12 protein-coding genes are annotated in these 12,963 nt (G+C 73.0%); 9 read left to right on the forward strand and 3 right to left on the reverse strand.

The window, feature by feature from the left end; translation table 11 throughout:
* The first annotated feature begins 34 nt into the window (after positions 1-34).
* Genes Plo01_RS03870 through Plo01_RS03885 form a run of 4 tightly spaced genes read left to right on the forward strand, consistent with a single transcriptional unit; the run spans position 35 to position 4,144 of the window.
* Positions 35-1,189 carry an ABC transporter permease gene (locus tag Plo01_RS03870; protein ID WP_203889082.1) on the forward strand — a complete coding sequence of 385 codons (1,155 nt, stop codon included), beginning with the start codon at positions 35-37 and terminating at the stop codon, positions 1,187-1,189.
* Positions 1,186-2,460 (forward strand): ABC transporter permease, encoded by a 1,275-nt coding sequence (locus tag Plo01_RS03875; protein WP_203889083.1) that lies wholly within the window; start codon positions 1,186-1,188, stop codon positions 2,458-2,460. Before Plo01_RS03870 ends, Plo01_RS03875 begins: the two co-directional genes overlap by 4 nt.
* Positions 2,457-2,864: a cytidine deaminase gene (locus tag Plo01_RS03880; protein ID WP_203889084.1), complete on the forward strand. Its 408-nt coding sequence runs from the start codon at positions 2,457-2,459 to the stop codon at positions 2,862-2,864. Before Plo01_RS03875 ends, Plo01_RS03880 begins: the two co-directional genes overlap by 4 nt.
* A 2-nt stretch (positions 2,865-2,866) precedes the next feature.
* A complete protein-coding gene (locus tag Plo01_RS03885) occupies positions 2,867-4,144 on the forward strand; it encodes a thymidine phosphorylase (protein WP_203889085.1) in 1,278 nt (425 codons plus the stop codon).
* A 105-nt stretch (positions 4,145-4,249) separates the two neighbouring features.
* Here the strand turns inward: Plo01_RS03885 and Plo01_RS03890 are convergent, their stop codons facing one another.
* Entirely contained in the window at positions 4,250-4,714 is a 465-nt protein-coding gene (locus Plo01_RS03890; RefSeq protein WP_203889086.1) for a MarR family winged helix-turn-helix transcriptional regulator, read from the reverse strand.
* 87 nt (positions 4,715-4,801) lie between these two features.
* On the opposite strand from Plo01_RS03890, the gene Plo01_RS03895 reads away from it, so the two are divergent.
* The 5 genes from Plo01_RS03895 (at position 4,802) to Plo01_RS03915 (ending at position 9,413) form a co-directional block, all read left to right on the forward strand.
* Complete coding sequence (locus Plo01_RS03895) at positions 4,802-6,241, forward strand: MFS transporter (protein ID WP_239315861.1); 1,440 nt, start codon at positions 4,802-4,804, stop codon at positions 6,239-6,241.
* Between the two features lie 168 nt (positions 6,242-6,409).
* The gene (locus Plo01_RS03900; protein ID WP_203889088.1) at positions 6,410-7,081 is read left to right on the forward strand and encodes an AMIN-like domain-containing (lipo)protein; all 672 of its coding nucleotides are present in this window, start codon (positions 6,410-6,412) and stop codon (positions 7,079-7,081) included.
* A 33-nt stretch (positions 7,082-7,114) separates the two neighbouring features.
* Entirely contained in the window at positions 7,115-7,468 is a 354-nt protein-coding gene (locus Plo01_RS03905; protein WP_203889089.1) for a cupin domain-containing protein, read from the forward strand.
* A gap of 96 nt (positions 7,469-7,564) precedes the next feature.
* Positions 7,565-8,644, forward strand: a complete 1,080-nt coding sequence (locus Plo01_RS03910) for an adenosine deaminase (protein WP_203889090.1) — start codon at positions 7,565-7,567, stop codon at positions 8,642-8,644.
* A gap of 64 nt (positions 8,645-8,708) precedes the next feature.
* Complete coding sequence (locus Plo01_RS03915; protein WP_203889091.1) at positions 8,709-9,413, forward strand: PH domain-containing protein; 705 nt, start codon at positions 8,709-8,711, stop codon at positions 9,411-9,413.
* 103 nt (positions 9,414-9,516) lie between these two features.
* Here Plo01_RS03915 and Plo01_RS03920 read toward each other — a convergent pair whose 3' ends face one another.
* Both Plo01_RS03920 and Plo01_RS03925 read right to left on the reverse strand, forming a co-directional pair.
* Positions 9,517-10,950: an ATP-binding protein gene (locus tag Plo01_RS03920; RefSeq protein WP_203889092.1), complete on the reverse strand. Its 1,434-nt coding sequence runs from the start codon at positions 10,948-10,950 to the stop codon at positions 9,517-9,519.
* Between the two features lie 326 nt (positions 10,951-11,276).
* A complete protein-coding gene (locus Plo01_RS03925; protein ID WP_203889093.1) occupies positions 11,277-12,956 on the reverse strand; it encodes a phospho-sugar mutase in 1,680 nt (559 codons plus the stop codon).
* Between the last annotated feature and the right edge of the window lie 7 nt (positions 12,957-12,963).

Raw genomic sequence — 12,963 nt, forward strand, 5'->3', positions numbered from 1 at the left:
CGCACGCCGTACCCGAAGCCCCCGGAGTCACCGCATGAACGCCGCTGAGTCGAGTTTCACCGACCGCCTGCTCGGGCGGGTACGGCTGGAGGGCCTGCTCCCGCTCGCCGCGCCGCTGCTGGCCGTCGTGTTCGCCGGGGTGATCACCTCGATCGTCCTGCTGGTCAGCGGCGACCCGCCGCTGGAGACGCTGGTCGCAATGGCCGACTACGGCACGCAGCCGCGGTCGATCGTGCTCATGCTGAACTACGCGACGACCTACTACCTGGCCGCGATCGCGGTGGCGATCGGGTTCCGGATGAACCTGTTCAACATCGGCGTCGACGGCCAGTACCGCCTCGCGGCGCTGGTCGCCGCGGCGGTGGGCGGCGCGCTGACCCTGCCCGCCCCGCTGCACATCGCACTGATCATCCTCGTGGCGATGCTGGTCGGCGCGGGCTGGGCCTCGATCGCGGCCCTGCTCAAGGTCAAGCGCGGGGTCAGCGAGGTCATCTCCACGATCATGCTGAACGCCATCGCCACCGCGCTCGGCGCGTGGCTGCTCAACAAGGAGCGGCTGGCGGTCGAGATCGCGGGCAGCAACAACATCGGGACCAAGCCGATCGCCGAATCCGGCCAGGTGCCCGGTATGGCGATCATCCCCGGGACCGAGCTCAAGGTGTTCGGCCTGATCATCCTGGCGATCGCCATGGGCGTGCTGTACCACGTGCTGCTCAACCGGACCCGGTTCGGCTTCGACCTGCGCGCCACCGGCCGCTCGGAGTCGGCCGCGGTCGCCAGCGGCGTGAACGTCAAGAAGATGGTCCTGATCGCGATGATCATGTCCGGCGCGGCGGCGGGCCTGATCGGCATGCCGCAGCTGCTCGGCTCGTCCTACTCCTACAGCCTGGACTTCCCGACGGGGCTCGGCTTCACCGGCATCGCCATCGCGCTGCTCGGTCGCAACCACCCGGTCGGCATCGCGTTCGGCGCGCTGCTGTGGGCCTTCCTCGACACCTCGTCGAGCATCCTGCAGCTCCGGGAGGTCTCTCCCGAGATCGTGAGGATCATGCAGGGCACCATCGTGCTCTCGGTGATCATCGCCTACGAGCTGGTCCACCGTTACCAGATCACGGCCGGGCAACGCCGGGTGAGCAAGGAACTGTCGGGCGGGACGACCCCGCCGCGGGTCGAAGGAGCGTCGGCATGAGCGCAAGCGGCCTGAAGACAGGCCAGCCACCGGTGGAGCAGGCCAGGTCCGGGGCGTTCAAGCTCACCTGGCGGCTCCTGCTGATCGGCATCGGCGCGCTCGTCCTGCTGCTCTCGGTCACCCGGTTCTTCACCGGAGCCGTCGACCTCACCTCGGCCGGCGCGATCAACGCGGCCGTCGCGCTGGCGGTGCCGATCGGCCTGGCCGGTCTGGGCGGTCTGTGGTCCGAGCGGGCCGGCGTGGTCAACATCGGCCTGGAAGGCATGATGATCCTGGGCACCTGGGCCGGCGCCTGGGGGGCGATCCAGTTCGCCAACCCGTGGATGGGCGTGCTCGCCGGCGCGATCGGCGGTGCGGCCGGCGGCCTGCTGCACGCGGTGGCCACCGTGACCTTCGGCGTCGACCACATCATCTCGGGTGTGGCGATCACCATCCTGGGCGGCGGCATCACCGAGTTCCTGTCCAAGGTGACCTTCGCCGAGATGCCGGGCGGCGGTGACACCCAGTCGCCCCCCGTGCCCAAGCCCCAGGTCGTGAGCCTGCCGGGAATCGGCGAGCCGCTGGCCGAGCTGGAGTCCCAGCGCTGGTTCCTCATCTCCGACCTGGCGGGGATCCTGCGGGGCCTGACCACCAACGTCTCGCTCTTCACCATCCTGGCGGTCCTGCTGGTCCCGCTGACGTTCTACGTGCTCTGGCGGACGGCGTTCGGCCTGCGGCTGCGCTCCTGCGGCGAGCGGCCGGTCGCCGCGGAGTCGCTGGGCGTCAACGTCTACACCTACAAGTACGCCGCGGTCGTCATCTCCGGCGCGCTGGCGGGCCTGGGCGGGGCGTTCCTGTCGCTGGTGGCCTCCAGCGCCTACCGCGAGGGCCAGACCGGCGGGCGCGGCTTCATCGGCCTCGCCGCCATGATCTTCGGCAACTGGCGGCCGGGCGGCCTGGCGGGCGGCGCGCTGCTGTTCGGCTACACCGACGGCCTGCAGCTGCGCCGGGGCGGCGAGTCCGTGCACGCGCTCCTGCTGCTGGTGGCGATCCTGATCGCCGCCGTGGCGGTCTACCAGCTCGTGCGGCAGCAGCGCACCCAGGCGGCGATCATCACCGGGTCCGCGGCGGTCATCGTGTTCGCGATCTTCGCGCTGACCGACAGCGTCCCCGGGCAGTTCACCTCCGTCACCCCGCACATCACCACGCTGCTGGTGCTGTCGCTGGCCGCCCAGCGTCTGCGGATGCCGGCCGCCGACGGCCTGCCGTACCGGAAGGGGCAGGCGAAATGATGGACGCCACCGACATCGACTGGGACGCGCTGCGGGCCGAGGCCGTGCGGGCGATGGGCAACGCCTACGCGCCCTACTCCAAGTTCCCGGTGGGCGCCGCCGCGCTGGTGGACGACGGGCGGATCGTGTCCGGCTGCAACGTGGAGAACGCCTCCTACGGGGTGGGCCTGTGCGCCGAGTGCGGGCTGGTCTCCGCCCTGCAGGCGGGCGGGGGCGGCCGTCTGGTCGCGTTCACCTGCGTGGACGGGCACGAGGAACTGCTCATGCCGTGCGGGCGCTGCCGCCAGCTGCTGTTCGAGTTCGGCGGGAACGACCTGCTCGTGGAGACCGTGGACGGGCCGAAGCCGATGGCGGAGATCCTGCCGTACGCCTTCGGGCCCGATGATCTGAGCCGGGGGACCTGATCATGGATGCCATCGACGTCATCGTCACCAAGCGGGACGGCCGCGAGCTGTCCCGGGAGCAGATCGACTGGGTGATCGACGCCTACACCAAGGGCGTGGTCGCCGACGAGCAGATGTCCGCGCTCGCGATGGCGATCCTGCTCAACGGCATGAACCGGCGGGAGATCGCCGAGTGGACCCAGGCGATGATCCGCTCCGGGTCGCGGATGGACTGGTCCGCGCTGCCGGGCCGTACCACCGACAAGCACTCCACCGGCGGCGTCGGCGACAAGATCACGCTGCCGCTGGCCCCGCTGGTCGCCGCGTGCGGCGGCTACGTCCCGCAGCTGTCGGGGCGCGGCCTGGGCCACACCGGCGGCACGCTGGACAAGCTGGAGTCGATCCCGGGCTGGCGGGCCTCGCTCTCCAACGACGAGATGCTCGACGTGCTGGGGAAGGCCGGCGCGGTCATCTGCGCGGCGGGCGACGGCCTGGCCCCGGCCGACAAGAAGCTCTACGCGCTGCGGGACGTGACCGGCACGGTCGAGGCGATCCCGCTGATCGCCTCCTCGATCATGTCCAAGAAGATCGCGGAGGGCACCGGCGCGCTGGTCCTGGACGTGAAGGTCGGCTCCGGCGCGTTCATGAAGACCGTGGAGCGGGCCCGCGAGCTGGCCACGACCATGGTCGAGCTGGGCACCGACGCCGGGGTGAACACCGTCGCCCTGCTCACCGCGATGGACCGCCCGCTGGGCTGCGCGGTGGGCAACGCGCTGGAGGTGACCGAGTCCGTGGAGGTGCTCGCCGGCGGCGGGCCCGCGGACGTGGTCGAGCTGACCGTGCGCCTGGCGCGCGAGATGCTCCAGGCGGCGGGCGTCTCCGGCAAGGACCCGGAGGAGGCGTTGAAGGACGGCTCGGCGATGGACGCCTGGCGCCGGATGATCATCGCTCAGGGCGGCGACCCGGACGCCCTGCTGCCCCGGGCCGCCGAGAGCATGGAGATCACCGCGCCCGCCTCGGGTGTGCTGACCAGGCTCGACGCGTACGGCGTGGGCCTGGCCGCCTGGCGGCTGGGAGCGGGCCGGGAGCGCAAGGAGGACCCGGTGTCCTTCGGCGCCGGCATCACGCTCCACGCCAAGCCGGGCGACCTGGTCCGCGAGGGCCAGCCGCTGATGACCCTGCACGCCGACGAGACCTCTCGCTTCGATCGGGCGCTCGCCGCGCTGGAGGGCGCCTACGCGGTCGCGGCCTCCGGGGACGAGGAGCTGCTCCCCCTGGTGATCGACCGGATCACCGCCTGATCCGCGTTCCCGGCCGCTCGCCGTACGGCGGCGCCGGAGACGCGCGTGTGACACCTCGCCGCACCGGCGCCGCCAGAGGCGGTATCCGGTGCGGCGGCGTCGTTTTCAGGAGGCGCCGGCCGTCTCCGGGACGGGGGCCTCGGCGGGTTCCGGGACACGGGTCTCCGGGGGGAGGGGACAGGGCGGCAGCGGGGGAGCGCCGGGGGCGAAGGCGCGCAGGACCACGGCGCGATGGGTGGGCAGCGCCTCGGCGTGGCGGGCCCGGCCCTCGTCGGTGATGACGACGTAGATGCCGCGCCGGTCGGCCTCGCACATCCCGCGGCGTACCAGACCGGCCTTCTCCAGGCGGGCGATCACCCGGGAACACGCGCTCTGGCTCAGGTGAACCGCGTCGGCGATCTCCTGGGCCCGGTACTTCTCCTGGGCGCGTTCCACCATGCGCTCCAGGACCTCGAACTCGCTCACGCCGAGGCCGTGCTTGTCGGACAGGTCCCGCTCCAGGGCGCAGGAGATCGAGGCGTGCCTGGCCAGCACCTCGCGCCAGGCCTGGACGGCGGACTCCTCGCTCATGGGGCGGATCGTAGCATGCGTGAACATTAGATGCACATGAATTAAATGCCTTTGCATTAGATGCGTCTGCATGTATTGTCGGGCAGCATGATCTCCACGACACACGATGAGCGGATCCACGACGAGCGCTGGGACGGCCGTCTCTGGGCGGCGCTCACGGTGCTCTGCGCAGTGGTCTTCCTTGACGCGCTGGACGTCTCGATGGTGGGCGTCGCCCTGCCGTCCATCCAGGCTGACCTCGGCCTGTCCACCTCCTCCCTGCAGTGGGTGGTCAGCGGCTACGTGCTCGGATACGGCGGCCTGCTCCTGCTCGGGGGCCGCACCGCCGACCTGCTCGGGCGGCGCAGGGTCTTCCTGGTCGCACTGGCGGTCTTCGCCGTGGCCTCCCTCCTGGGCGGCCTGGTCGACGACGGCGCCCTGCTGATCGCGGCCCGGTTCGTCAAGGGCATCAGCGCCGCCTTCACCGCGCCCGCCGCCCTGTCGATCATCACCACCACCTTCGCCGAGGGACCGGCCCGCAATCGGGCCCTCAGCATCTTCACCGCCTCCGGCGCCAGCGGCTTCTCCCTGGGCCTGGTCATCTCCGGCCTGCTGACCGGCCTCGGCTGGCGCTGGACGTTCCTCATGCCCGTTCCCGTCGCGCTCATCGCCCTCGTCGCGGCCCTGAAGTTCCTGCCCAGGCAGCGTGAGGAGCGGGCCGCGGGCGGTTACGACCTCATCGGCGCCGCGACCATCACCGCCTCGATGCTGCTGCTGGTCTTCGCCGTGGTGGAGGCCCCCGAGGCCGGCTGGGGCTCGGCCCGCACCATCGGCTCGCTGATCGCCGCCGCCGCCCTGCTGGCCCTGTTCGTGCTGGCCGAGCGGAAGGTGAAGCACCCCCTGGTACGGCTCGGCATCCTGCGCTCGGGCCCCATCGTCCGGGCCAACCTCGGCCTGGTGATCCTCTTCGGCTCCTACGTCGGCTTCCAGTTCGTCGCCATGCAGTACTTCCAGAACTTCCTGCACTGGTCCGCCCTGGAGACCGCGCTGGCCTTCCTGCCCGCCGGCCTGCTGGTGGCCGTGACCTCCACGAAGATGGGCGGCCTGGCCGACCGCTTCGGCACCGCCCGCCTGATCGTGATCGGCTCCGCCGCCCTGGCCGCGGGATACACGTTCTTCCTGCAGATCGACGCCCACCCCAGCCTGGCCACGCTGGTCATCCCCGGCATGGTCCTGCTGGGCGTCGCCTTCGCGCTGTCCTTCCCCTCGCTCAACATCCAGGCCACCAACGGCGTCGCGGACGACGAGCAGGGCCTGGCCTCCGGCCTGCTGAACACCTCCGGCCAGGTCGGCGGCGCGGTCGTGCTGGCGATCGTGACGGCGGTGCTGACCTCCAGCACGAGCGCCGACCCGCTCGACGGCTTCCGCTCGGCGATCACGGTCTCCGCCCTCTTCGGCGTGGCCGGCCTCGTCATCGCCCTCACCGGCCTGCGCGGGTCTCGCAGGGCCGCCGTGGCGGCCGAGGAGAAGGTCCTGGAGACCGTCTGACCCGTCCGGCCCTCGTGCCCCCGGCGGACACCTGGGATCCGCCGGCGGCGCGAGCCCGCCGCCGTGGGACGCCGGGGCCCCACGGCGGCGGTTCCATATCCGGACGGCATCCGAACGGCGCTGAACCATTCCGGGTCGTCAGGCGTCCTACCAGGTAGGAGGCTTACGATGAACCGTTCCCGCGCCGCGCTCGCCCTGCTCGTCCCGCTCGCCCTGCTGGCCGGGTGCGGTGACGGGACGACCCGGGCCGAGCCCTCGTCCGCCCCGCCCTCGGCGGTCGCCGAGACGGCGTCCCCGCCGGACGACTCCTCGTCGCCGGCCCCGCCCGTCTCTCCGTCCACCGCCCCGTCCGCCTCCGGTGCGGCGTCCGAGCCGGTGTCCGACGCGTCCGCGGCGACCAAGCTGAAGCCGCCGACGAGCACCGGGAAGGTCGAGGTCAAACGGGGTCTCGACGTCCCGCCCCTGGTCACCGGCGTGCGGTTCGCCCGGCACCGGGGGTTCGACCGCGTCGTGGTGGACTTCAAGGGAAGCCTTCCGGGCTACCGGATCGAGTGGGTCCCCGAACTCGTCCAGGACGGCTCGGGGGAGCCCTTCGACGTCAAGGGAGGCGCCTACCTCCAGGTGACGATCATCCCGGCCAACGCGCACACCGAGTCGGGCGCGCCCACCTGGTCCGGCGGGCCGATCTTCCAGGCCGACCTGGGCAACGTGCGCAACGTCGTGCGGACCGGCGACTTCGAGGCCGTGGTGGGCGTCGGCATCGTGCTGGACCGCAAGGCCGGCTTCCGCGTGCTGGAGCAGAAGCAGCCGAACCGGCTGGTCGTCGACGTGGCCCACTGAGGTCCCCGCCGGGGCCGGTGACAGAATGGGCTGATGGTACGGAAAATCGACAACGCGACGCGGATCCCGGTCCCGGGCGGCAAGGTCATCGAGGAGTACGTCGGCCGGGTCAACAGCGGTGACGCGCAGATCTCGATCGCGCACATGAAGGCCCCGGCCGGGTGGGACGAACCCGCCCAGACGCCGCAGTTCACCGAGTACACCCTGGTGCTCAAGGGCACGGTCGTCGTGGAGCACGCCGGGGGCAGCACCGAGGTCGGCGCCGGCCAGGCGTTCGTGAGCGCGCCCGGAGAGAAGATCCGCTACAGCTGCGGGCCCGAGGGCGCCGAGTACGTCGCGGTCTGCACGCCCGCCTTCTCGCCGGAGAGCGTCAACCGCGAGGAGTAGTCCTCCCGTCCCGAGCGGCCGGCCGCCCGGCGGGCCGCGGGAGCGTCGAAGATCATCAAAAGACGGCTGATCAGCCCGGAGCAGTAGGATTACGAAATGAGTCAGCTACCCACTCTCGAGGAGATCCGCCGGGCTCCGAAGGTCTTGCTCCACGATCACCTTGACGGTGGTCTGCGGCCCGAGACCATCGTCGACCTGGCCCGTGAGACCGGCTACGACAAGCTGCCCACGACGGACCCCGGAGCCCTGCGGACCTGGTTCCAGGAGGCGTCCGACTCCGGCTCGCTGGAGCGCTACCTGGAGACCTTCGACCACACGGTCGGCGTCATGCAGACGCGCGAGTCGCTGGTCCGGGTCGCCGCCGAGTGCGCCGAGGACCTGGCGGCCGACGGCGTCGTCTACGCCGAGGTGCGCTACGCCCCCGAGCAGCACACGTCCGCCGGACTGAGCCTGGAGGAGGTCATCGAGGCCGTCCTGGAGGGGTTCAGGATCGGATCGGAGGGCCGGGGCATCCGGGTGGGCACCCTGCTGACGGCCATGCGCCACCAGGCCAGGTCCATGGAGATCGCCGAGCTCGCGGTCCGCTACCGCGACGTCGGCGTGGCCGGGTTCGACATCGCCGGAGCGGAGGCGGGCTACCCGCCCACGCGCCACCTGGACGCCTTCGAATACCTCCAGCGGGAGAACGCCCACTTCACCATCCACGCCGGCGAGGCGTTCGGACTGCCGTCGATCTGGCAGGCGATCCAGTGGTGCGGCGCCGACCGGCTCGGCCACGGCGTCCGGATCATCGACGACATCACGGTGCCCGCGGACGGCGAGGCCAAGCTCGGCCGCCTGGCGGCGTACGTCCGGGACAAGCGCATCCCCCTGGAGATGTGCCCGACGTCCAACCTGCAGACCGGTGCGGCGCCGTCCATCGCCGAGCACCCGATCGGCCTGCTGCGCCGCCTGAACTTCCGGGTGACGGTCAACACCGACAACCGCCTGATGAGCGGCACCACGGTCTCGGAGGAGTTCGCCAAGCTCTCGGAGGCGTTCGGCTACAGCTGGGACGACATGCAGTGGTTCACCATCAACGCGATGAAGTCGGCGTTCCTCCCGTTCGACGAGCGGCTGGCGCTCATCAACGGGGTCATCAAGCCGGGCTTCGCGCAGCTGAAATGGCACGGATGAGCGGGGCCGCGCGGCCCGGGCCGGACGGGCCGCGGCGGACGTCCCGGCGGATGGGACGGCTCCGGTGAAGCAGGTCTTCCGGTCGAAGTTCGCGGTGGTCCTCGGCTGGGTGTGGATGGTGTTCGCCGCCTTCAGCGCAGTCGACCTGGTCGTCCGCTACAGCGGGCCGTCGTCGCTGGTCGCGGGGGCGGTCCTGGGAGTGCTGACGGCGCTGGTCGTCATCACCTGCCTGCGCCCCGCGATCCTGTTCACCGAGGAGGGCGTGCTGGTCCGCAACCCGTTCAGGAACGCCTTCGTGCCCTGGACCGGGGTGGACGACGTGACGGTCTCCCACGCGATCGCGATCTCCTCCGGCGGTCGCGTCGTGCGCTGCTGGACGCCGCAGACCTCCTCCAGGGAGCGGGCGTCGGCCACGCGGCGCGCGCAGCGGCCCGCCTCCGCGCGCGGTCGCGGGCTGGCCACCGAGCCCGCCCGGACCGCGGCGGAGCAGGCCGCGGCCGAGGCCCTGGCGGGCAAGACCCACGCCGACTGGGTGGCCGAGCAGATCACCGAGCGGGCCGAGGCCGCCAGGCGCGCCGCGACCGCCGCCCGGCCGGGACGCGAGTCCCGGGCGGGGGACGAGCCGGAGACCGCCGAGGCCGCGTCCGGCGCGGTGCCCGGTTCCGGGGCCGCGCGGCCGGACGCCATGCGGGTCACCTGGGCTCCGAGCGCCCTGGCCACCTTCGGCGTCGCGCTCGCCCTGGTGGTGGCGGCCCTCATCGTCGCCTGAGCGCCCCCGCCGGCCTCCCGGGAACATCAGGCCCCCGGCCCCTCCGGGGAGGCCGGGTCCGTCGGCCTTCCGGGGAGGCCGGGTCCGTCGGCCGTCCCGGGGGTCAGGTCCCGTCGGTCTCCCCGGGGCGCCAGGCCCCGACCAGGTCCTCGGGGGTCACCAGGGTGACCTCCGAGGTCGCCGAACCGCTCCGGGAGACGGCCAGCAGCGGGACGCCCGCGTCGGCGCCCGGCAGCCTGGACCTGCGGACGATCAGCTCGTCCAGGTCGCGCCGGCTGAACGGCCGGTCCTCCCGCCACACCACCGCGCCGGCCGTCGTGATCCTCCGGCCGACCGGCTCGCGGTCCGTCCCGACGATGTCGATCTCCGGATCGCCGGTGCGGGTCCAGTAGCCGCCGACCGCCCCGGTCCCGCGCGGCAGCCCGTCCATCCGCCGCAGCGACTCCCGGACCAGGGGCACCACGGCGGCGCTCCGCCACGCGTCCCACGACCGGAGCACCCGGGCCAGGGTCAGGTCGCCCCGGCCCCGTTCGATCTCCGGGAGCCAGGGGCCGACGAAGGCGAGCCAGAACCGCAGGTGCGTGTCCGCCAGCCGGTAGCGGGTCTCGCGCGAGGGCCGGACGGACAGCGGCAGCTCGGCGGCGAGCAGGCGCCGGTCCACCAGGGACTGCAGCGCGCGGTTGAGCGAGGCCCTGGGCACCTCGGGCACGGCGCGGCCGATCGCGGAGTGGGTGCGCGCTCCCGCGCCTACGGCCTCCAGGACGGTCCGGGCCTGCGCGTCCGGCGCCAGCTCGGCGGCGAGGGCGCGTTCGCCGGTCACCACCAGCGCGGACGCCGGGTCGGTCAAGGCCGGGCGGAGACAGTCCCGGACGGCGAGCCCCCGGGGCCACCGCGCGCAGATCATCGGCAGGCCGCCGGAGACCAGGTGGGCGTCGACCGCCTCGGCGGCGGGCAGCTCCAGGGTCGCGGCCAGGTCGGCGGGCGTGAGGGGATGGAGCACCATCTCGGCGGCGCGCATGTAGAAGGGCCGGCCGGGCTGGTTGATCGCTTCCATCGCCGCCGAGTCCGAGCCGACGAGGATCAGCAGCACGGGACGGCGGGACAGCTCCCGGGCGAACATCAGCTGCAGGACGCCTTCGAGGTCCGGGTCGCTCGCGAGCAGGTGGGGGAACTCGTCCACGACGATGACGCCGGGGGAGTCCTGGGGGACCGCCTCCGCCACGAGCCGCAGCGCCTCCTCCCACGAGCCGGCCGTCCGCCCGGCCAGGGACGGTCCGCCGGGCAGTCCTGAGGCGGCGCCCGCCGCCAGCAGCTCGCGGAGCTGGCGGGCCCGCGGCCCGGGGGCGGCGCAGTGGAACAGGTGGGGCACGTCCGCGCGCCTGACGAACTCCTCCACCAGCCTGGACTTGCCGACGCGGCGGCGGCCCCGCAGCAGGACGGCCCGGCCCGGCCGCCCGCCCCGCCCGCCCGACTCCACCCGGTCCAGCGCCCGCTGGAGTTTTGCCAGCTCAGAAGCCCTTTCCAGGAACCGGTCCATTGCTCTCCAAGAGTCTCATCCATGAGACTCTCAGGCGGGAGACCATCACGGATGAAACCATCGGTCGCGGTTCTCCCATTCTTGGGACAATCCGGGGCGAGCCTCTCCGGCACGAGCCGCCCGGAGAGGCGCGGAGAGCGGCCCCGGCGGACGGATTCGCCCGCCGGGAGGCCGTTCCCACAGGCCCGGCGCGGTCACCGGGCACTCCGGCATGCGCGGCCCGGCGCGGTCACCGGGCGTCCTGCGTGCCGGAGGGTCCGGCGCGGCCGCCGGGCCCTCCGAACGCTCCGGGGGGCCCTTCAACGGCCGCACCGGGGCCGCTGAGGCTAGGCGCCCGGGAGGTCCAGTGCGGCCGCCAGGTCCCGCTTCAGGGCCTTCAGGTCCTGTACGGCCCGCGCCCGCGCGTCGGCGACCTCGCCCGTCACCGGGACCACGACCTCCAGATAGCACTTGAGCTTGGGCTCGGTGCCCGAGGGCCGGACCACGACGCGGGCGCCGCCGGACAGCAGGTACCGCAGACCCTCGGTGGGCGGCAGCCCTCCCGTCCCGAGGCTCAGGTCCTCCACCGACTCGACCTTCCGCCCGCCCAGCTCCGTGGGCGGGGCGGCGCGCAGGCGGGCCATGGCGCCGGCGATCAGGGAGAGGTCGCTCACCCGGGCCGAGAGCTGGGAGGTGGCGTGCAGGCCGTACCGGCGGGCCTGGTCGTCGAGGAGGTCGAGCAGGGTGCGGCCGTCGCGCCTGGCCCGGGCCGCGATGCCGGCGACGGTCAGGGCCGCGCCGATGCCGTCCTTGTCGTGGACGGGCAGGCCCGCCTCCGAGCCGACGCTGTAGCCCAGCGCCTCCTCGTACCCGTAGAGCAGGCGGTCCCCGGCGTCGCCGGGCCCGTCCGGCCCGGAACCCGCCTTCATGATCCACTTGAAGCCGGTGAGGGTCTCGGCGTAGCGCACGCCGTACTCCGCGGCGATCTTGCCGAGCAGGGACGACGAGACGATGGTGGTGGCCACCAGGCGCTCGCCGGTGGTGCTCCGGATCACGTGCTCGCCCAGCAGCGCGCCGACCTCGTCACCGGTGAGCATCCGGTGGCCGCCCCCGGGCAGCGGGACGCCCACCGCGCAGCGGTCGGCGTCCGGGTCGTTGGCCAGCACCAGGTCCGCGCCGATCCGCCCGGCCAGCTCCAGCGCGAGGTCCATCGCGCCGGGCTCCTCGGGGTTGGGGAAGGCGACGGTCGGGAAGTCCGGATCCGGGTCGGCCTGGGACTCGACGACCGCGGGGGCGTCGAATCCGGCGGCGCGGAAGGCGGCGGCCAGCGTGGCCCCGCCGACGCCGTGCAGCGGCGTGTAGGCCACCTTCAGATCGCGGGCGTCGCCGAGCGGGAGGGCGGTCACCGCCTCCAGGTAGGCCGCCGTGATCTCCTCGCCCAGCTCGGTCCAGGCCGGGTCGTCCGGCGAGCCGAGGGGCAGCTCGGAGACCGGGCCGACGGCGTCGATGGCCGCGGAGATCTCCACGTCGATCGGCGGCACGATCTGGGAGCCGTCGCCCCAGTAGACCTTGTAGCCGTTGTCGCGGGGCGGGTTGTGGCTGGCGGTGACGGTCACGCCCGCGTCCGCGCCCAGGTGGCGGACGGCGAAGGCGAGCACGGGGGTGGGCAGCGGCGCGGGCAGCACCGAGGCGCGCAGCCCCGCGCCGGTGAGGACGGCGGCGGTGTCGCGGGCGAAGACGTCGGAGTTGTGCCGGGCGTCGTAGCCGATCACGACGTGCCGCCCGGGGCCGAGGACCGCGGCCAGGCCGGCGGCGGCGCGCATGACGGTGACCCGGTTCATCCGGTTGGGGCCCGCGCCGAGCTCGCCGCGGAGCCCGGCCGTGCCGAACTCCAGCTTGGCCCGGAACCTGTCGCGCAGCGCCGCCTCGTCGCCGGCGGACAGAAGTGTCTCCAGCTCGCCCCGTGTCTCGGGGTCGGGGTCCTGCTCCAGCCAGGCTCGCGCGAGCCGTACGAGATCGCTGCTCATGATCGCT

This window comes from Planobispora longispora (assembly GCF_016863135.1).
Classification (GTDB): Bacteria; Actinomycetota; Actinomycetes; order Streptosporangiales; family Streptosporangiaceae; genus Planobispora; species Planobispora longispora.

What these genes read in the sequence shown, in the direction of transcription:
- Plo01_RS03870 (WP_203889082.1), top strand. Translation starts at nt 35, where the DNA reads ATGAACGCCGCTGAGTCGAGTTTCACCGACCGCCTGCTCGGGCGGGTA.
- Plo01_RS03875 (WP_203889083.1), top strand. Translation starts at nt 1,186, where the DNA reads ATGAGCGCAAGCGGCCTGAAGACAGGCCAGCCACCGGTGGAGCAGGCC.
- Plo01_RS03880 (WP_203889084.1), top strand. Translation starts at nt 2,457, where the DNA reads ATGATGGACGCCACCGACATCGACTGGGACGCGCTGCGGGCCGAGGCC.
- Plo01_RS03885 (WP_203889085.1), top strand. Translation starts at nt 2,867, where the DNA reads ATGGATGCCATCGACGTCATCGTCACCAAGCGGGACGGCCGCGAGCTG.
- Plo01_RS03890 (WP_203889086.1), bottom strand. Translation starts at nt 4,714, where the DNA reads ATGAGCGAGGAGTCCGCCGTCCAGGCCTGGCGCGAGGTGCTGGCCAGG.
- Plo01_RS03895 (WP_239315861.1), top strand. Translation starts at nt 4,802, where the DNA reads ATGATCTCCACGACACACGATGAGCGGATCCACGACGAGCGCTGGGAC.
- Plo01_RS03900 (WP_203889088.1), top strand. Translation starts at nt 6,410, where the DNA reads ATGAACCGTTCCCGCGCCGCGCTCGCCCTGCTCGTCCCGCTCGCCCTG.
- Plo01_RS03905 (WP_203889089.1), top strand. Translation starts at nt 7,115, where the DNA reads ATGGTACGGAAAATCGACAACGCGACGCGGATCCCGGTCCCGGGCGGC.
- Plo01_RS03910 (WP_203889090.1), top strand. Translation starts at nt 7,565, where the DNA reads ATGAGTCAGCTACCCACTCTCGAGGAGATCCGCCGGGCTCCGAAGGTC.
- Plo01_RS03920 (WP_203889092.1), bottom strand. Translation starts at nt 10,950, where the DNA reads ATGGACCGGTTCCTGGAAAGGGCTTCTGAGCTGGCAAAACTCCAGCGG.
- Plo01_RS03925 (WP_203889093.1), bottom strand. Translation starts at nt 12,956, where the DNA reads ATGAGCAGCGATCTCGTACGGCTCGCGCGAGCCTGGCTGGAGCAGGAC.